The following is a 17,511-nucleotide window of genomic DNA, read 5'->3' on the forward strand; positions in this document are numbered from 1 at the left end:
GATTATTGATGAACGCCTACTGCGGCACCCGATTCTTTCGCCCGGCGAGGCTTTTCTCGCTCGATCTCCTCGATGGACCGCAAGTACGCCTGCGTCGCCCTCGTTTGCGAGAAGCTCACGGAAGAGTGCGTCTTGGCGCATGGGGGTGGGCGGGTGGAATTGAAGGCTTCGGTCTCGATTGCCTCGCGACGGCATTCATGAGTCATCCGGGATAGGAGTCTGTCCGAGTAATCGTTCGTTGCGAGGAAAAGGAGATGCTGGCAGATGCCAGGCCGCACGCTCGAAAAAACCGGAGGCGTATTCGCTGGAATACGTTGAGGATGTTTTCAAGCCGAGAACGACGCAGATGCCTGCAGATCGTTTGCCGCAGTAGAATGGCATTACTCGGACAGACTCCTAGAGGCAATGCGTGGACTCAAGAAACGTGCGGGCTCCTCGGGCACGGGAGGCTCCTTCCTGCAGCGATCGAACTGCCGGGAGTTTTGGCAAGTTAGACGCTCGGAATACCAATGAAAGCAGCATCAACATCCAGGCAGAGTCGACCGAGAGCGGAGAATTGTTTGTCATGAGGATTGCGACGTGGAATGTCAATTCGCTGAAGGCTCGCCTGGAAAAGGTCCTGTGGTGGCTGGATCGGGCGAAGCCGGACGTGCTTCTGCTGCAGGAAACGAAGCTGGCGGATGCGGACGCGCCCATCAACACGTTCAAAGAGGCCGGATACGAGCTGGTGCACCATGGCGAGGGCCGATGGAACGGCGTGGCGATCGCGAGCCGGTACGGCATTGACCGCATCATAACCAATTTTGGCCAGCCATTACGGCCGGGGCGAACGTCTGACATCGGCGACGATGAACCGCTGGCTGAGGCGCGGATGCTCGCTGCCGAATGCGGCGGCGTACGCATCATCTGTGTGTATGCGCCGAACGGCCGTCTCGTGGACTCGCCATTTTATGAAGCGAAGCTCGTGTGGTTCGACAGGCTGACTCGCTGGATCAACGAAGCCGTCACTCCGGATACATCGGCCGCTGTCATCGGCGGGGATTTCAATGTGGCGCCGGACGATATCGATGTGTGGGACCCTAGCGCCTGTCATGGCGGTACGCACGTATCCGAGCGCGAGCGGCAGGCCTTCGCGCGGCTTTCGAGCGCGGGATTCGTCGATGCGTACCGATTGCATCACCCGGAAGCCGGTCGGTACACGTGGTGGGACTACCGCGCCGGCAATTTTCATAAAAACTTCGGCATGCGCATCGATCATCTGCTTGTGACGACGCCCTTAAAACACCGCGTTGTCTGGGCCGAGATCGATCGCGAGGCGCGGAAGGGAAAACCTGTGCCCTCGGACCACGCCCCGCTGGTCATCGACATCGACAGCCCCGGCCATCCGTTCGAGGCTGGCTGGGCTTCGGCGGAGTCGCGCATTGCGGAGCGCCTGCAGAAGCCGCGATGAGTCATTCGCACGGGGCCTGGATGGCTCTAAAAAATGGGTTGAGACGCGGGGCAGATGGGCGACCCCTTTTCGGACTCAGGCCTTTTTTCATGATGACTTACTTTTCACAGTAATAAATTTCAAGCTGATTGCCAGAAGGATCTTCAAAATACACTGCATAGTATACTCGGGCATATGGCATGTCCTCTGGCCCTTCAATATTGATGGCTCCGGCGACTCGAACAATCTCACCCAACCGATCTACTTCCCCACAGCTCTCAACTGCAAAAGCAAGCCTCGTGGCATTGGGCACGTGATTATGATCTTCGATAACTCCAAACCATGACAATTTTGGGAACTTCCCCTCAGCCTGAAACGAAAACGCCCCCTCTCCCCGCCATTCATTCCGAAACCCCAATTCAGGCAGTATTCTGGAATAAAATGGATAAGCCGCGTCCAAATCTCGGGCTCTCAAATCAATGTGACCAAAAGGATACATAATGTTTCTTGCCGAACTATAAGTATGCTGCAGACTCCCCTGCGGCATAGCACGGTTGCCTAGTTTGGAATCGTCTTTTGGAGGAGGATCAGCGATTCCAAAAGATATTTAATTCGCATCGCCCGAGCCAGGGCGCAATACCCTTATGCTGCCTCACTCCGGCCCCGCTTACAACTACCGGAAGGGGGCTCAAAATGAGAAGGATCAGGATCATCGAACAGATCTCCCTGGCCGGCGTGATCCAGGTGCCTGGCGGACGTTATGAAGACAGCGACTACCCGCATGGCGGACGGGCTATGCGTATTTCGATTCGGCCATGGGCGAAGGCCAAGGGCAGGAGATTCGATCTGCTGCTTGGCCGCCGCACCTACGATATCTTCGCCGGCCACTGGCCGAAGGTCGAGAACGATCCGATAGCGGACGGTCTGAACGCCGCGACGAAATACGTCGCGACCCACAGGCCGGACAGCCTCGGATGGGGTTCGGTCAAGGACTTAGGGGCGGACATCATGGAGCGCGTTCGCGGCGTCAAGTCAAAGGACGGCCCGAACCTGATCGTCTGGGGAAGTTCGACGCTGACGCCGGTACTGCTCGAGCAGGGACTGGTCGACGAAATTCTGCTGTTCGTCTATCCGGTCTTGCTGGGCCGGGGCAAACGCTTGTTTTCGGACAGTGCTGACCCCCGCGAACTCGCTCTCGTCAGCGCGAAGCCCGCGTCCTCGGGAGTGCTCATGAACACGTATCGACCCGTTGGATCGCTGCGAGCCGGCTGATGCTTTACCGAGCCGCCAGCCTGAACCGACGCCCAAGACACGAAAAGCACCGCCAGGAATCGGACTGTTCCAAGCCTCGGTTCGACAGCGGTACCACAATTCACATATGCGCGGCCAACTTGTGGGGCGGCCGAGTCGTGGTGATACTACCGCGCCGGCAATTTTCATAAAAACTTCGGCATGCGCATCGACCACCTGCTCGTGACGACGCTTAAAACACCGCGTTGTGTGCGCCGAAATCGATCGCGAGGCGCGGCCGCCGCCCACCGCGCAATCTCGAACTCTGGATGTCGGGTTGGATCACCAGAGGCCACGCGGTTGCGATCCTCGAAAAGGACGTTTCCGTCCGCTGCGACGAGCACAGAGCCGAACGGCTCGTCGCCCGCCTCCAGAGCCTCCGCCGCAAGTTCGACGCAGCGGCGCAGGTACTGCATTTACGAATTCTTCACCATGATTGGTTCCCCGGATTCTACTATCGGCACTGAAGAATAGCGAACGACCAAACTATTGACTATACCGGCCGGCATCGATCACGAGGCGCGGAAGGGAAAACCTGTACCCTCGGATCACGAGCCGCTGGTCATCGACATCGAGAGCCGCGGCTGTCCGTTCGATGCCGGCTGGGCTTCGGCCGATGCGCGAATTGCGGAGCGCCTGCGGAAGTAGCGACAAGCCACAGGGCCTCCGATGCATCGGATGGTTCTCGAGATCCACAGGGATAACATAAAGCCGGTCAGGTGCCATCCCCACCGGCTTTATGGTTATTCCCGTGCAGCGGTCGGTTTCCGCTCGTTCATCACTCCACAGTGAACTCGGTCGTCATACCGAGAAGGAAATGAGGCTGTCCCGTCGTCACATCAGGGACAAAGCAGATCAATCCATACCTCCCTCGCTCGAATTCGCCTGTAAAGTACATGCGCTCCCCTTTCTCGATTCCCGTTATTCCGCTCACCAATTCGCCCGGAGGCGGACCAGAGGCACCTGGCTCGAACGAGGCGATCACATCCTTGACAGTGGCCCCAGGCGTCAGCCTCACGACGACAAGCTCATGGGGTTGGCTCCCATGATTGATGACCTCTATCGTCTGAAGGCCGGATTCCACTGGCCTTGAAAAAATAAATTGATAATCGATTTGCTTGATCGTCACTGAAGGTGTCGGCCGTGAGACTATCATCGGCTTTCCTCCCCGGACGGACAGCGCCTTCTGCATCCCCAGCGCGACGTGGGGCACGCGGTTCTTATCCGGAATCCAACAGATGACAACATAGTCCCCTTCGGTCAGGTTGACCGTGGCGGATGCCTGGTTGCCAGCCGGATGGGCGTTTGGTCCACCGACATATTGCACCCATGCGGGCAGGCGGCTTGGATCGGCCGCGATGGCCGCGCGGAAGTCAGCCGCCGACTTGCCTTGCAGCAGCTTGAGAAACTGGATGTGGTGGAGGTCTCGACCTTCATTCACGATTTGCACGGTCGTGAGACCGGCTGCAAGACGGTCGGGGCCGCTGAACCCGTAATCATGGGCCACAAAAACGACTGCCGCATCGCCGCCTCGTGGCTCCGTCGCACTCTGACGAGTTTGCGCCCAGACCTGCGTTGACGCAATCGCAATCAGCAAGCACGCGAGTGAACTGAATAATGTGTATCGCATGGCACCCTCCTTGTGTTTCACGCGCTCGATCGGAACGCGCTCCTCTCATTTGTTGTGAGGGGACAATAACACCGCGTTCAGCAACATGGTTCCTAAAACTATGCTAAGGTTCCCCTAAATCTTTCCTAAGACCCATGATTCCTCAAGCAATCGTTGACCTCCTCAAGACAGGTGTCTCGGTCATGGTCGGCACTCGGGATCCTTCCCCGATGCCGGAATGCACACGCGCATGGGGCATTCAGATCGGGGCCGACCGGGGCGCCGTGACGATTTTCTGTCCGAAGCTTTCGCCGGATGGCAAGAGCTGACCCTCAAACTTATGTGGTTTTATGAAGCGAAGCTCGCGTGGTTCGACAGACTGTTTCCCTGGATCAATCAGGCCGTCACTCATGATACATCGACGTCATCGGCGGGGATTTCAATGTGGCGCCGGACGATATCGATGTGTGGGACCCCCGCGCGTGTCATGGCGGTACGCACGTGTCCGAGCGCGAGCGGCAGGCCTTCGCGCGACTTTTGAGCGCGGGATTCGTAGATGCGTACCGACTGCATCACCTGGAACCCGGTCGGTACACGTGGTGGGACTACCGCGCCGGCAATTTTCATAAAAACTTCGGCATGCGCATCGATCACCTGCTCGTGACGGCGCCGTTAAAAGACCGCGTTGTTTGGGCCGAAATCGATCGCGAGGCGCGGAAGGGAAAACCTATACCCTCGGATCACGCACCGGTCGTCATCGACATCGACAGCCCCGGCTGTCCATTCGATGCCGGCTGGGCTTCGGCGGACTCGCGAATTACGGCACGCCTGGGAAAGCAGTGATGAGCTTCACGTGCTGCATACCCTAGATCCATTCCCCTATGCTGAAGTCATGCGACTGGCGTTTCTCTTGTTCGGATTGTGTACTGTCTTGGGATGCATGTTGTTCGATCTGGAGGAAGAGGCTTCGCCCGATCCGGCCCCAGCGACCTCTCTCGCGCTCAATTCCTCCTGCACCGATCTCTGGAAGCACTACACCGACGAGTTGCAACTCATCAATGACGATGAGGCCAACTGGAGCACGCACGACGACAATGCCGTTCAGTATCTCTCGCAGTTTAGCGGCAGTTGCACGTGGCCGACACACGGGAGAGCGCTGCATCAGACCTTCGGTGCAAGGCGCTATGGAATATTTATGTGAAAGAATCCGGCCGCATGACCAAAGACGATCGCACATGGCGAGAGCATGATGTTCAGCAGGCTGAAGCCATGAACCGGATCAGGAGCAACCGCGCCAGCACCGCCTGCAGGTATCTTCCAGGCATTCGTTGTCTCGTCCCTACGAGCCCATCATAAATACCGAGGCTCTGGAGCCGCTTCATTTTTGCTGAACATCGTCCATGAGCCGCTGGAATTCAGTATCGTGCAAGATGAGGTGTGACGCGGCACGGACCAAGCGATCGATATGCTCGTCTGTAAGATAGAGCGTCGTTGGAATTTTCATCAGCGAGAGCCGCTCGTCTGGATCAGCGACTTCGCCGAGGCTGGCGTTGATGAAATAGATTTTGGCATCCCGTGCGAAGGGGCTTGCGGGGTCCCGCGGTTTCTCGCGGAGCTCCTTCTGCCACTCTTTGAGCGCGAGCCGCATCAACATGACGGTATCGAATGAGTACCGATTGATTGGAGCGTCAATCATAGACCTCATCGCCGGGACATGATCGGGACTTCATCGCTCCGATATTCAACGGCGTCGGGGGTCGTCTCCGCATTCACCGCCAGGATGACGAGTTTCTGGATATTCTTCACGCCCGATAGTTTCAATAATTCCTCGTACCCTCCAACGACGCCAACCGCTTCGATGATGCCACGGAGTGCCATATTATCGGCGAGAGCCCCATCAACGAGATGGACATACGGCCGCTTCTCCACATCCAAATAGGACAAACCTTCGTTGGCTACCTGCGCTGCGAGCCCACCTTCACGTTTGGCTCGCTCGAGCAAGTCGACAGACTGGTAATCGCACTGCCCCGCGTAGTTCTTGAGTGTAATCGGGCTCAGAACCAGCGGCAGCGCTGAAGACGACGCGGAAGCCCAGGCGATAGGCAATTGGGTAAGATCTGAGCACAGCAGATCGAATGTGCCCTGCGTAAATTCGAAGCGAGACAAGGTCGTCATATCGGTGGCATGAAGCGCAAGGAGCGGCCGTTGACGTCGAGCCGCCAGGTCCCTATAGGTCTTCTTATCGAACAACGCCTCGTCCAGCAGTTCAGCAAGAACATGGGCACGACCAAAATAGGGCGACCAAAGCCGGAACCAATTGCTGGGAGACCGAAAGATCCGCGAGCGAAGTTCGCTGTCCCAATCTTTCCGCAAAAAACGCTGTTCGAAATCCTGGAACAGACGATCGCCATACAGGGCATAGTACGCAGCGGGAAAGGAACCGCCCGATAACGCAAAAATGACGTCGAGTTCATCGAGTAACCGTTTCGTCTTCCCGTTCCAGGTAATTTCATGGCGCGCCAGTTCTTGTAATACTCCATAGGCGAGTGCAGAGGCACGAACTCCGCCACCGGAGAATGCGGCAACCAGAAAAAGACCGTCAGAATTGTCGGTCTCGGGCGGGGCGAGGTTGGTGATGCGATACCCCCCTGTGGGTTCCACGTGTTTCAACGGCGCATTAAGAGTGGGTCGAACGTACTCGCAGCTGCACAATGCAAGAGAAAGGCTTAACAGCGCAGTGAAGCATAGGTTCTTTCGAATGGTCATGCAGGGACTCCGTGTATTGAAACGGCGACATTTTACGTTCGTCGGACCCGTGAGGTCTATGCTTGAAGAATGGCGTTTGCGGGAGAGATGACGTTCGAATTTACTGTACACGACGCCCAGACAGCCGAATTACTTGTCGCAGGTGCCGACCGGCGAGTTGGGGGACAGAACCTCATCGACAAAGAGTTGTTCAATCCATTGGGGGGGATGCAAAAAACAGCGTGGAGTTTTGATCAGACCTGTCCATGTATCAGTTTTGCGTCCTGCGCAAGGCGACGGGTTGTGTTCAACCAAAAGCGTAATTCAAGCAAGCACGAAGCTCGGGCCTCGTGCTTGAAAGGTGATGTGTCATGAACCACAAGAGATTCGAAGGGATAGAGTTGCTTTTTGCTGTCCCACTGGCGTGTTTCTTTTTCTACAGTCTCGCCGACACATCACCCTCGATCGCCTCTGGCTTGTCGCTCGGCGCATAGCGGTTGAGAACTGTGCCGTCGGAACCGACAAGGAACTTGGTGAAGTTCCACTTGATCGCCTCAGTACCGAGGATCCCGGGCTTCTCCGACTTCAGGTATTTGTAGAGCGGGTGCGCGTTCTCGCCGTTCACCTCGATCTTTGCGAACATCGGAAAGCTGACGCCGTAGTCCCTAGTACAGAATTGCTGGATCTCGACCTCACCACTCGGCTCCTGCTATCCGAATTGATTACAGGGAAAACCGAGCACCACGAATCCCCGGTCCTTGAATTTGTCGTAGAGCGCTTGCAGTCCTGCGTACTGCGGCGTGAAGCCGCACTGGCTCGCGACGTTGACGATGAGCAGGGTCTTACTGCGGTAAACGTCCATCTTCTGCGGTTTGCCGTCGATGGTCACGAGGTCGATGTCGTAGAAGCTCATAGGTCCTCGCCGAGAACATTGCGCCAGGACAATTTGCCATTCGCTCGCGGGGCGGATCAAAGTCGCAATCGTTTCCGCAAGCCGTATTGAACTTGCCTCAAAGCTCCCGAATGATTAATCCGCCACTCAAACAGTGCGAGGCTAACGCCAAAATGTTCGGACCCATCTGAATTGGTTCCGCCATTATACAGCCACCGCAGAGCCCCTTCGCGCGGCACAAGGAGCGCTCCAGCTTGCCAATCGGCCTCCTCCTCGTGCACAGAATTCCAGTACCTACATCCACCTTCTCCTAAAGCTGGAACTGGAGGATGTTCAAGCAAGATGTGGGAGATCTCATGAGCCAAGGAATTGGCCTGGCGTCCGGAAGGATGCCGCTCATTGTAGACAATCAATCTTCGGGTGCCATCGGTCACAGTCAGTGCCGAAAACTTGGCATTACGGCGCATTAGAATGCCAACACTCTTCGAGGATGCCCCACTCGACACGAGATCCGAGGACTGCCTGAGCCGAATCTCACGAAGCTGGCAGATGAGCGAGTTCCGCAAGCAATCAGAAGAGGTTATTAAAACAATGACTTCCGACCCTTTCTTTTAACCATGGTGTTATTGGCATGAGGATGCTGAGCCAACTACGACGAGCTGTGGAAACGACGATGTAAGTCATGTACCTGCTCAGCAAGATCTGGAACTGGACCGTCTACAACTAGATTAGGGACTATTTCACGGATTGGTAGAGATCGCACGGGAGGTGCTGGAACTCCAAGGTCGATGAGCCATGTTACCAATTGCTCGGAGGAGCTCACATACACAATACGACCTAGCCCGACCCATCCGTGCGCTGCGGCACACATGGGGCAATGCTCACCCGAGGTGTAGACGCTCGCCGCCGCTCTCGCCTCCGGAGTCATGTTCGCCGCCGCCCACCTCGCAATCTCGAACTCTGGATGTCGGGTTCGATCACCAGAGGCCACGCGGTTGCGATCCTCGAAAAGGACGTTTCCGTCCGCTGCGACGAGCACAGAGCCGAACGGCTCGTCGCCCGCCTCCAGAGCCTCCGCCGCAAGTTCGACGCAGCGGCGCAGGTACTGCATTTCCAAATTCTTCACCATGATTGGTTCCTCGGATTCTACTATCGGCACTGAAGAATAGCGAACGACCAAACTATTGAGTATACCGACCGGCATCGATCGCGAGGCGGGGAAAGGAAAGTCGTTACCCCCGGATCACGCACCGGTGGTCATCGACATCGACAGCCCCGGCCATCCCTTCGACGCCGGCTGGTCTTCGGCGGATTCGCGAATTGCAGCACGCCTGCGGAAGCACTGATGAGCCACAGGTCGTAGGATGGCTCAGGGTCTTTCGGCACCAGCTTGGCACCAACGCGGGTAGCAGAGCCAGCAATGAATGGGGAAGAGTGAATAGTGGCTTATGGAGGAGGCGATTTCAAAGCTTGGTCCTGTCTGCTCCACCAACCACCGCCGAGCGCTTGAAACAGAGCTGCACTGTTTGCATAGCGATCGGCAGTGGCTTGCGCTTGTTCCATCGCGGCCTGCTGGTACTGCTGTTGAGCTTCGAGCACGTTCAGGTGGCTCACGGCGCCCATCTCATATCGTTTTCGCGTAATGTCATAGGCCATTCTCGCCTGCAACGCTGCCTCAGTGCGCTCCCTGAGTCTTATTGCATCCGCCTCTAGTGCCCGCAAGGAGTCGGCGACCTCTCGGAAGCCCTGAAGGACTACCTCCTTATAAGCGGCCCCCGCCTGTTCATAGGCGGCCACTGCTTCGCGCTGCTTAGCACTCAGGCTGCCGCCGTGAAAGATTGGTTGCACGAGCGAGCCCGCCAGAAAGTAAAACCACAGAGGATTTGCAGGGTCCGTAGAGAGAGATCCCAACATGGCCGATAGCGAGAGCTGCGGGAAACGATTCGCTGTCGCTACGCCCACCCGCGCACTCGCCTGATGAAGCAATGCCTCCGCAGCCTGAATATCCGGACGTTGGCGAGCAAGCTCTGACGGAATGCTTACTGGCAACTCGCTTGGCAATCGAAGGTCGGAGAGCCTGAATTCCGGAAGTATCTCGAGGCCTGGTGGCTGACCAATATACACCGCAAGCCGGTGGCGCACTTGTTCGAGTTGGAGTTGAAGCTCAGGAAGAGTTGCCCGTGTTTGCGCGAGTGCTCCCCGTTGTTGTGCTAATTCGACAACTGGTATCGCACCCGTCCGCTGGCGCTGCTCGGCAATGGCCAGCTGTCGTGCCTGAATCGCAATCAGCTCATTGATCCGCGTGATTCTCTCCCTCAACAAGGCTTCGCGAATGACACTGGTGACCACGTTCCCCGCTAGCATCAGACGAGCCCCTTCGATCTCAAACCGCTGATAGTCGACTGAGGAGCGAAGGGCCTCCAGCTCACGCCGCTGTGAACCGAACAGATCGAGCGTGTACGACACATTGATAGTCGCCAGGTAGAGATTGAGCGGCGTATTAAATGGCAAGTTCGTCCCGCCCAGGTTGTCCGGTTTAATGCCGATGGCGTAGCCAGACAAGCCGGCGTCCACCTTTGGAAATTGTTGCCCAGTTCGCGCAGTGAGCTGCTCCTGCGCTTGGCGCAACCTCGCTTGGGTCTTGATCAGCGTGGGACTGTCCGAGAGCGCCCTATGGATGAGCTCGTCAAGGGCCTCGGATTGGAACACTTTCCACCATTCAGATGGAATGTCACGGCCAACGACAAAGCGCTGGGCTTCTCCGCCAGGTCCCGGGGAACCCGCTGTCTCCTCTGGGACCGGAGTCGCGGTGTATTGGGCCACAGCGGGTGGTTCTGGCGCCCGATAGTCGGGACCCAGCGTACATGCGGTGGTCGCCCCGACAACTGCGATGAAACCGGCGCTGAACACAGGAGCCATGCGCATGGCAAATCCATTAATCTAATGTCTTGCGATAGAAGACGGTGGCGACCGTCATTAAGACTGCTGTGATGACGAGCAGCGGCCAGAGGTCAGTCCAGAGGTCGGGTAATCGGTTTCCCTTGAGCATAATGCCACGAACCAGACGCAGGAAATACGTCACAGGGACCGCGTTACCAATAGCCTGGGCCCAGGCAGGCATACCCTGAAACGGAAACATGAATCCGGACAGGAGGAGCGACGGCATGAGCGCGAAAAACGTCATCTGCATGGCTTGAAGCTGGGTCCCGGCGAGGGAGGAAATGGTGATTCCCAGCGTGAGATTGGCAGCGATGAAGAGTAGCGAGGCGATGAACAGTCCGATGACTCTTCCCAAAAACGGTACGTCGAACAGGTATCGCGCCGCCACCACGATGATGGTTGCCTGGATCAATCCTATAAACACATACGGAACAATCTTCCCCGTCATGACCTCGATTGGTTGCAGTGGAGTGGCAAGCATGTTTTCCATGGTTCCGCGTTCCTTCTCGCGTGTGATGGCCAAGCCTGTCATCATGACCATCGTCATCGTGAGGATGATGGCCATCAAGCCGGGTACAATATTGTGCTGGGTCAGACCTTCGGGGTTGTACAGTTTCTGCGTGCGGACCTCCGGAAGGTCTTTCCGCAGACCATAGGGAATCAAGGCTCTCGCTGACGCGGTTGCGGCGCCCGCGGCCGCTGGATCCGTTGCGTCCGCTTCCAGAAGCATCGCGGGGCGCTCACCGCGTAACAAGTTGCGTGTGAAACCTGAGGGAATCGTCAGAACGAACTGCACGTCGCCTCGCGCGAGTGCTGTCCGAGCGTCAGCGTCAGTCGCGAGTTCTTTGACGATGCTGAAATACCCGCTATTTTCCATGGCGGCGAGATAGCTGCGTGTAAACTCGCTTTGATCACCACTCACGACGGCCGTCCGCAGATGCTTCGGATCGCCATTAATTGCATACCCGAAGAGCAGCAACTGGCCTATTGGGACGCCGACAATCATGCCAAATGTCAGGCGGTCACGGCGGAGCTGCAAAAACTCCTTGATCACGACACCCCACCAGCGCTTGGGTGAAAATCGCCTCACGTGCGTGCTCCATAGTTGTCGGCCGAGCGTTTCATGAGATGAATAAAGACATCTTCGAGACCGGTCTCGGCGCGCGCAATCCTGTAGCCGGTACCAGCCGTGACCTGGCGCAAGGTCGCCTCGAGGGCTGTCGAATCTTTTCCCGTGACGTGGAGTACAGCCCCAAACGCCGCCATTTGATCGATCCCGACTTCGCCTTGGAGGCGTTCGGCGATCTCCGAGAGAGGACCACCGAAAACGGACCAGGTGGACAGTCCTTCCGCCGCGATGACCTCTGCCGCTGTCCCATGGGCGATAAGGTTGCCGTAGGCGATGTATGCAAGCTTATGGCAGCGTTCGGCCTCGTCCATGTAATGCGTGCTCACCAGAATCGAAATTCCGCGCGCGGCGAGCCGGTGCAACTCCTCCCAAAAGTCTCGGCGCGCCGAAGGGTCCACGCCGGCGGTGGGTTCATCGAGCAGCAGCAGCTCGGGTTCGTGCAGCATGCACGCGGCGAGGGCCAACCGCTGTTTCCAGCCGCCCGACAGCGCTCCCGCTAACTGCGTCGCGCGCGAAGCGAGGCCCAGATTTTCAAGCGCCCGTTCCACCACGGCACGGCGATTGGGCATTTCGTAGACGCGTGCAAAGAAATCGAGGTTCTCACGGATCGACAGGTCTTCCCAGAACGAGAAGCGCTGAGTCATGTAACCCGCTCGTCGTTTGACTTCATTGCTTTCACGGCGAATGTCGAAGCCCAGGCAAGTCCCCGAACCTGAATCCGGCGTGAGCAGCCCGCACATGAGGCGGATCGAGGTGGTCTTGCCACTACCGTTTGGTCCCAGAAACCCAAAGATCTCTCCCCGCTTAACTTGCAGCGAGACATCCTTGACCACATGCTTGTTACCAAACCGCTTATTCAACCCATGGACATCGATGGCGTAGGGCGACATCCTCTGTGCGGTCATCGACACACCACAGCCACTGGTAGCCCTGGACGAAGCCGCGAGGCGGACTCCCTCGGAGGACGCGCTTCGATCATGAATACGAATTTCGCACGCGTGTCATTGCTGTAGATGATCGGAGGGGTATACTCAGGTTCCAGAGAAATATAGCTTATTGTCGCGCTCAGATCTGCTTCGCAGCCGCTGCAGCGGATGCCGATATTCTGGCCAAGCTTGAGTTGTCCCGCAATCGGTTCTGGAACGAAGAACCGGATTTTTACATTGCCAGGCGGCAACATCCGTACAACCGGACTACTGGCCGGTACCCATTCGCCCACGCGATACAGTGTGTCGACGACGATTCCGGCCTGCATCGCCTCGATACGTTTCTGAGCCAGGCGCCATTCTGCTTGCTCGAGCGCCGCACGCGCCGCGGCTACCTGTGCTGACTGCATGCGAATCTGATCATCGCGCGCCGGCAGGCGCGATACTTCAAGGCGGCTCGCTAGCTCACGTACGCGGGCAGCATCGATCTCGTGACGGGCCCGGGAATCTTCGAACTGGCTTTGCGAAATGCCGCCGATTTCATACTGCGTTTGATCGCGCTTGAGCTGAGCGGCGGATCGTCGTTCGGCGGCCTTCGCTTGCGCCAGTTGAGCACTGACTACGTCGCGCTCAGAGCCACGCTGCCCCGTACTCACATCTGCGAGTTGTGCAGAACTGGCGTTCAGTTGTTCTTCGGACTGCCGCTTCGCCGCTTTCTCCTGTTCTGCCTCAAGAGTAAACAATAGGCTTTTTGCCTCGACGGACTCTCCTCGTTGAACGAGCAGTTGCTCAAGTCGCCCGGCAAGAGGAGAGGCAACATGCACAAATTCTCCCTCCACATAACCTTGATAGGTCGAGGGGGATTCATTGGAGCAAGCGCCCAATAGAAGTCCGAAGGCTAGTGTGAATGGGAATATCTTTGGGGTCGGATCAGGGTCTGGTCGGTAGCAGATTCCCATAATATCTGGTGCAACGCGCTACACTGAACCTCGCGACGGATGCACTTCACAAATCTCCCACTAGAGAGAAACCGATTGCCCGTGCGGTGGGAGATACTACAAAAACTGCCACTAAGTTAGGACTGTCAAAAGTTACAGGTCCCTCTACCAATCAATAATGTAGGGCCTGTACCTGCGGTTAGGTTTGCTGTCTTGTCAGAACCCTTCGGGCAGCGAGTAATAGATACGTTTGCTACATCGAAGCTACCATTGGGGGGCCCGCTGATTGGGTATCAGCGGCTCCCACATAGAAACTGCACTCTATCTGCAACCAAGCTTGCTCGTCTCGCCGCGTTCGATCACATCGCCTAGTCTTCGCAGCGCTGCGGTATACAAGCGACTGCAGCGCTCCACTTCGTCTCGTTTAGCTGAAGGGTACTGTCCAGCGCGATGGTGTGTACCGCACCCGGTTTTCTGGACAGTGTTCCTCTTAAATAGGGTGGTCCCATTTTCAATGATCGCGGTCTCAGCGTTCATTGGACCGATTTTGCCCCTATGGTGAGTATTGGGTCGACCGGCGATCCTGGATCCTGAGTCAACTGTGTGCGTCATTTTTCAGGTGGATCCCGCCATGAACTGGCTGCCTCGCATTAGGCGGCCTCTGGCTGCTGAGCATCCAAGCGTGCTTGTACTGGGGTACGGTGGCCCAGGCGCTCGATCAGCCACTGGTGGTTATACCGGTGGATGAATTCTCCGATGATCTGCCTGGCCTGCTCGAGGCTCTCAAACTGATGCAGGTAGAGACAGTGTTCTTTGAGCGTGCGCATAAACCGTTCGGCCACGCCATTGCATTGTGGCTCGCCAACAAAACTGGGGCAGATGGTCATCCCGAGCCAGTGGACTTCCTGGATCCAGGCCGCGGCGATATATTGCGGGCCCCAGTCACAGCGAATCTGCAGGCCGCGGGCAACCTCTTTGGCGAAGAGGCCAAACATCGTCTGCACCCCATCGCGCAGCGGTTGGAGGGCGGCCCAGCGATCGCCGCGCTTGGCCACATGCCAGCCGACCACCTCATCGGTATGGTGATCCACAGCGCCAAAGAACCAGCACCAGCCCTCCTGCTTGGTATAGAAGCGCGTGGCATCGGTCCCCCACATCACGTTGGGCCGATCTGTGATGATGCGGCCATCGTGCGCGGGATTGCCATTGGGCGGTCCAAGCCGGCGCGGGGCCAAGAGCTGATGCTGCCGCATCAGGCGCAAGACGCGCTTGCCGCCGACGCGGATGCCCGCGTGGCTTAGGCGGGCGCGCACCTTGCGATAGCCCTCCCCATGGAACGGACTTGTCGTCAGGACCTGCCGAATAGCGGTGACCAGCTTCTGATCACTGACCGGCGTTTTCGGTCCGCGCTTGCGTGTCGCGGCCGGGGTCGGCGCCGGCCGGTCAGCATAGACGGTCGACCGCGCCAAGCCATACACCCGGCAGATCAGGGCGAGGGGATATCGGCGACCGGTACTGGGACTGATGTGAGTCCTCATGGCCTGCGCTTCTTCAATTCCTCCCCGTACCCTTTTTTTTCGAGCAGATCTTCGGCGAGCTCCAGGCGCATCATCACTTCCCCTAACTTGGCGCGTGTCCGGATCAGCTCCCGGTCTTCCGGATCGGTGTGGCGTTTCAACCCCCGGGCCCCCGCTTCCAGGAATGCCCGTTTCCAGCTCTCGAGCTCATGGGCCGGGACTTGGCTCTCTCGCGACACGCTGTCTAGCGGTTCGCCCCGCAGGAGCCGAAGGACCAGTTCCGTCTTCCGTTGGGCACTCCACCGTTCAGGCGGCTCAGAGTCCTCGCGAAACGGTACTGGCTCTTTTGAAGATTTCGATCGATCCATTCCCAGCCTCCTTGGACAGTATTGTGATCCAAATGACTGTCCAAAGAAACCGGGTCCGGTTTAGGTGGACCTCACGTCGCGAATTGCGGAGGTTCGGGTTACCAGACTTGCCGATCAGATGCGGTCCACAGATGCGGATGCCGAGGACTGTTAGAGCCGAGTCTCAGCGAGGCTGGTTGGCGAGGCGAGTTCCGCAGGCAAGCAGATGGAGGCTTAGTCCGGTCGAACCGGAGCACCTGAGCCCGCGTCCTTCCCATATCTGGTTATATTAAAGAAAAAGGCCCACTAGATTTCTCTAAGTGGGCCCTTTTGAAACCCGGCAGAGGTCCATCCCAAGCTTCGCTTGTACTGCCCGCTTCGATCACATGCGGTCGGATAGGTACTTGGCGACCAGTGAGCTTCGATAAAGTAGGAAACGCTGCTGGGGTACACATAAAAAAGCCCGCCAGTCTTTCGACCAGCGGGCCTTGTTGTATCCCGGCAGCGTCCTACTTTCCCACGGCCTCGCGGCAGCAGTATCATCGGCCTTGGAGGGCTTAACTTCCGTGTTCGGGATGGGAACGGGTGGGGCCCCTCCGGCATGGCCACCGGGAATCTTGGGGTGAACAGGTGTGTGCGCAGACCAGGTCTGTCAGAAGCAATGGGATGTCATGTTAAGCCGCACGACCGATTAGTACTGGTTAGCTACGGACCTTACGGCCCTTCCACACCCAGCCTATCAAACTCGTGGTCTACGAGTGGTCTTTAGGGGGCTTACGCCCCGGGAGATCTCATCTTGAGGCAGGCTTCTCGCTTAGATGCTTTCAGCGATTATCCCTTCCGGACATAGCTACCCGGCACTGCCGCTGGCGCGACAACCGGCACACTAGCGGTCCGTCCCTCACAGTCCTCTCGTACTAGTGAGAGCCCCTCGCAAATCTCCTGCGCCCACAACAGATAGGGACCGAACTGTCTCACGACGTTCTGAACCCAACTCTCGTACCGCTTTAATGGGCGAACAGCCCAACCCTTGGGACCAGCTTCAGCCCCAGGATGCGATGAGTCGACATCGAGGTGCCAAACCTCCCCGTCGATGTGAACTCTTGGGGGAGATCAGCCTGTTATCCCCGGCGTACCTTTTATCCGTTGAGCGATGGCCCTTCCACGCGGGACCACCGGATCACTAAGCCCGACTTTCGTCTCTGCTCGACCTGTCAGTCTCGCAGTCAAGCTCCCTTCTGCCTTTACACTCGACGGCTGATTACCGACCAGCCTGAGGGAACCTTTGGGCGCCTCCGTTACCTTTTGGGAGGCGACCGCCCCAGTCAAACTACCCACCAGCCACTGTCTTCGTCCGGGCTGACCGGACCGAGTTAGAATGTCAGAACAATCAGGGTGGTATTTCAACGGTGGCTCCACCGGACCTAGCGGCCCGGCTTCACAGCCTCCCACCTATCCTACACAGACCCTTCCAACATCCAATGGCAAGTTGTAGTAAAGGTGCACAGGGTCTTTCCGTCTAGTTGCGGGTACCCGGCTTCTTCACCGGAACAACAAATTCGCTGAGTCACTCCCTGAGACAGCGCTCCAGTCGTTACGCCATTCATGCAGGTCGGAACTTACCCGACAAGGAATTTCGCTACCTTAGGACCGTTATAGTTACGGCCGCCGTTTACTGGGGCTTCCCTTCGGAGCGTTGCCTTTGCAGGCTAACCCCTCCGGTTAACCTTCCAGCACCGGGCAGGCGTC

18 protein-coding genes, 2 rRNA genes and 2 pseudogenes (1 of these 22 only partly in view) are annotated in these 17,511 nt (G+C 57.5%); 5 read left to right on the forward strand and 17 right to left on the reverse strand.

All coding sequences use genetic code 11. The features are described from left to right. Positions 1 to 565 precede the first annotated feature (565 nt). Entirely contained in the window at positions 566 to 1,450 is an 885-nt protein-coding gene (locus ACWHYZ_RS14040; protein WP_447983311.1) for an exodeoxyribonuclease III, read from the forward strand. Between the two features lie 97 nt (positions 1,451 to 1,547). On the opposite strand, the gene ACWHYZ_RS14045 is transcribed toward ACWHYZ_RS14040, so the two are convergent. Then, entirely contained in the window at positions 1,548 to 1,976 is a 429-nt protein-coding gene (locus tag ACWHYZ_RS14045) for a VOC family protein (protein ID WP_447983312.1), read from the reverse strand. A gap of 146 nt (positions 1,977 to 2,122) precedes the next feature. On the opposite strand from ACWHYZ_RS14045, the gene ACWHYZ_RS14050 reads away from it, so the two are divergent. Next, positions 2,123 to 2,701, forward strand: coding sequence for a dihydrofolate reductase family protein (locus ACWHYZ_RS14050; protein ID WP_447983313.1), 579 nt, complete (start codon positions 2,123 to 2,125; stop codon positions 2,699 to 2,701). 227 nt (positions 2,702 to 2,928) lie between these two features. On the opposite strand, the pseudogene ACWHYZ_RS14055 reads toward ACWHYZ_RS14050, so the two are convergent. From ACWHYZ_RS14055 to ACWHYZ_RS14065, 3 genes and pseudogenes are all read right to left on the reverse strand, one after another. Then, positions 2,929 to 3,135: pseudogene (locus ACWHYZ_RS14055) on the reverse strand (nucleoside deaminase); the annotation flags it as partial. Positions 3,136 to 3,205: 70 nt separating this feature from the next. Then, complete coding sequence (locus ACWHYZ_RS14060) at positions 3,206 to 3,373, reverse strand: hypothetical protein (protein WP_447983314.1); 168 nt, start codon at positions 3,371 to 3,373, stop codon at positions 3,206 to 3,208. Between the two features lie 124 nt (positions 3,374 to 3,497). After that, positions 3,498 to 4,349 carry a hypothetical protein gene (locus ACWHYZ_RS14065; RefSeq protein ID WP_447983315.1) on the reverse strand — a complete coding sequence of 284 codons (852 nt, stop codon included), beginning with the start codon at positions 4,347 to 4,349 and terminating at the stop codon, positions 3,498 to 3,500. A gap of 134 nt (positions 4,350 to 4,483) precedes the next feature. On the opposite strand from ACWHYZ_RS14065, the gene ACWHYZ_RS14070 reads away from it, so the two are divergent. The 3 genes from ACWHYZ_RS14070 (at position 4,484) to ACWHYZ_RS14080 (ending at position 5,529) form a co-directional block, all read left to right on the forward strand. Continuing rightward, entirely contained in the window at positions 4,484 to 4,657 is a 174-nt protein-coding gene (locus ACWHYZ_RS14070; RefSeq protein ID WP_447983316.1) for a hypothetical protein, read from the forward strand. A gap of 97 nt (positions 4,658 to 4,754) precedes the next feature. Further along, positions 4,755 to 5,171, forward strand: coding sequence for an exodeoxyribonuclease III (locus ACWHYZ_RS14075; protein ID WP_447987587.1), 417 nt, complete (start codon positions 4,755 to 4,757; stop codon positions 5,169 to 5,171). A 10-nt stretch (positions 5,172 to 5,181) separates the two neighbouring features. Next, complete coding sequence (locus ACWHYZ_RS14080) at positions 5,182 to 5,529, forward strand: hypothetical protein (protein WP_447983317.1); 348 nt, start codon at positions 5,182 to 5,184, stop codon at positions 5,527 to 5,529. A 177-nt stretch (positions 5,530 to 5,706) separates the two neighbouring features. Here ACWHYZ_RS14080 and ACWHYZ_RS14085 read toward each other — a convergent pair whose 3' ends face one another. From ACWHYZ_RS14085 to ACWHYZ_RS14145, 13 genes and pseudogenes are all read right to left on the reverse strand, one after another. Beyond that, positions 5,707 to 6,024 carry a hypothetical protein gene (locus ACWHYZ_RS14085; protein WP_447983318.1) on the reverse strand — a complete coding sequence of 106 codons (318 nt, stop codon included), beginning with the start codon at positions 6,022 to 6,024 and terminating at the stop codon, positions 5,707 to 5,709. Positions 6,025 to 6,029: 5 nt separating this feature from the next. Beyond that, a complete protein-coding gene (locus tag ACWHYZ_RS14090) occupies positions 6,030 to 7,094 on the reverse strand; it encodes a patatin-like phospholipase family protein (RefSeq protein WP_447983319.1) in 1,065 nt (354 codons plus the stop codon). 415 nt (positions 7,095 to 7,509) lie between these two features. Next, positions 7,510 to 7,986: pseudogene (locus ACWHYZ_RS14095) on the reverse strand (glutathione peroxidase). 56 nt (positions 7,987 to 8,042) lie between these two features. Next, positions 8,043 to 8,432, reverse strand: coding sequence for an ImmA/IrrE family metallo-endopeptidase (locus ACWHYZ_RS14100; RefSeq protein ID WP_447983320.1), 390 nt, complete (start codon positions 8,430 to 8,432; stop codon positions 8,043 to 8,045). Positions 8,433 to 8,614: 182 nt separating this feature from the next. Beyond that, entirely contained in the window at positions 8,615 to 9,094 is a 480-nt protein-coding gene (locus ACWHYZ_RS14105) for a nucleoside deaminase (RefSeq protein WP_447983321.1), read from the reverse strand. 317 nt (positions 9,095 to 9,411) lie between these two features. After that, complete coding sequence (locus ACWHYZ_RS14110) at positions 9,412 to 10,890, reverse strand: efflux transporter outer membrane subunit (protein ID WP_447983322.1); 1,479 nt, start codon at positions 10,888 to 10,890, stop codon at positions 9,412 to 9,414. A 10-nt stretch (positions 10,891 to 10,900) separates the two neighbouring features. Next, positions 10,901 to 11,995, reverse strand: coding sequence for an ABC transporter permease (locus ACWHYZ_RS14115; protein WP_447983323.1), 1,095 nt, complete (start codon positions 11,993 to 11,995; stop codon positions 10,901 to 10,903). Continuing rightward, the gene (locus ACWHYZ_RS14120; RefSeq protein ID WP_447983324.1) at positions 11,992 to 12,939 is read right to left on the reverse strand and encodes an ABC transporter ATP-binding protein; all 948 of its coding nucleotides are present in this window, start codon (positions 12,937 to 12,939) and stop codon (positions 11,992 to 11,994) included. Before ACWHYZ_RS14120 ends, ACWHYZ_RS14115 begins: the two co-directional genes overlap by 4 nt. After that, positions 12,936 to 13,784: an HlyD family secretion protein gene (locus ACWHYZ_RS14125; protein ID WP_447983325.1), complete on the reverse strand. Its 849-nt coding sequence runs from the start codon at positions 13,782 to 13,784 to the stop codon at positions 12,936 to 12,938. The genes ACWHYZ_RS14120 and ACWHYZ_RS14125 overlap by 4 nt, the downstream gene beginning before the upstream one ends. Before the next feature lie 764 nt (positions 13,785 to 14,548). Then, entirely contained in the window at positions 14,549 to 15,436 is an 888-nt protein-coding gene (locus ACWHYZ_RS14130) for an IS3 family transposase (RefSeq protein WP_447983071.1), read from the reverse strand. Then, entirely contained in the window at positions 15,433 to 15,783 is a 351-nt protein-coding gene (locus ACWHYZ_RS14135; protein WP_447983326.1) for an IS3 family transposase, read from the reverse strand. Before ACWHYZ_RS14135 ends, ACWHYZ_RS14130 begins: the two co-directional genes overlap by 4 nt. 475 nt (positions 15,784 to 16,258) lie before the next feature. Further along, positions 16,259 to 16,375, reverse strand: a 5S ribosomal RNA gene (gene rrf / locus ACWHYZ_RS14140). Between the two features lie 57 nt (positions 16,376 to 16,432). Further along, positions 16,433 to 17,511 (reverse strand): 23S ribosomal RNA (locus ACWHYZ_RS14145); it runs 1,934 nt beyond the window's last position.

The sequence above is a fragment of the Nitrospira sp. Nam74 genome, from assembly GCF_965152615.1.

What these genes read in the sequence shown, in the direction of transcription:
- ACWHYZ_RS14085 (WP_447983318.1), bottom strand. Translation starts at nt 6,024, where the DNA reads ATGATTGACGCTCCAATCAATCGGTACTCATTCGATACCGTCATGTTG.
- ACWHYZ_RS14040 (WP_447983311.1), top strand. Translation starts at nt 566, where the DNA reads ATGAGGATTGCGACGTGGAATGTCAATTCGCTGAAGGCTCGCCTGGAA.
- ACWHYZ_RS14130 (WP_447983071.1), bottom strand. Translation starts at nt 15,436, where the DNA reads ATGAGGACTCACATCAGTCCCAGTACCGGTCGCCGATATCCCCTCGCC.
- ACWHYZ_RS14110 (WP_447983322.1), bottom strand. Translation starts at nt 10,890, where the DNA reads ATGCGCATGGCTCCTGTGTTCAGCGCCGGTTTCATCGCAGTTGTCGGG.
- ACWHYZ_RS14100 (WP_447983320.1), bottom strand. Translation starts at nt 8,432, where the DNA reads ATGCGCCGTAATGCCAAGTTTTCGGCACTGACTGTGACCGATGGCACC.
- ACWHYZ_RS14050 (WP_447983313.1), top strand. Translation starts at nt 2,123, where the DNA reads ATGAGAAGGATCAGGATCATCGAACAGATCTCCCTGGCCGGCGTGATC.
- ACWHYZ_RS14090 (WP_447983319.1), bottom strand. Translation starts at nt 7,094, where the DNA reads ATGACCATTCGAAAGAACCTATGCTTCACTGCGCTGTTAAGCCTTTCT.
- ACWHYZ_RS14065 (WP_447983315.1), bottom strand. Translation starts at nt 4,349, where the DNA reads ATGCGATACACATTATTCAGTTCACTCGCGTGCTTGCTGATTGCGATT.
- ACWHYZ_RS14070 (WP_447983316.1), top strand. Translation starts at nt 4,484, where the DNA reads ATGATTCCTCAAGCAATCGTTGACCTCCTCAAGACAGGTGTCTCGGTC.
- ACWHYZ_RS14105 (WP_447983321.1), bottom strand. Translation starts at nt 9,094, where the DNA reads ATGGTGAAGAATTTGGAAATGCAGTACCTGCGCCGCTGCGTCGAACTT.
- ACWHYZ_RS14120 (WP_447983324.1), bottom strand. Translation starts at nt 12,939, where the DNA reads ATGACCGCACAGAGGATGTCGCCCTACGCCATCGATGTCCATGGGTTG.
- ACWHYZ_RS14135 (WP_447983326.1), bottom strand. Translation starts at nt 15,783, where the DNA reads ATGGATCGATCGAAATCTTCAAAAGAGCCAGTACCGTTTCGCGAGGAC.
- ACWHYZ_RS14045 (WP_447983312.1), bottom strand. Translation starts at nt 1,976, where the DNA reads ATGCCGCAGGGGAGTCTGCAGCATACTTATAGTTCGGCAAGAAACATT.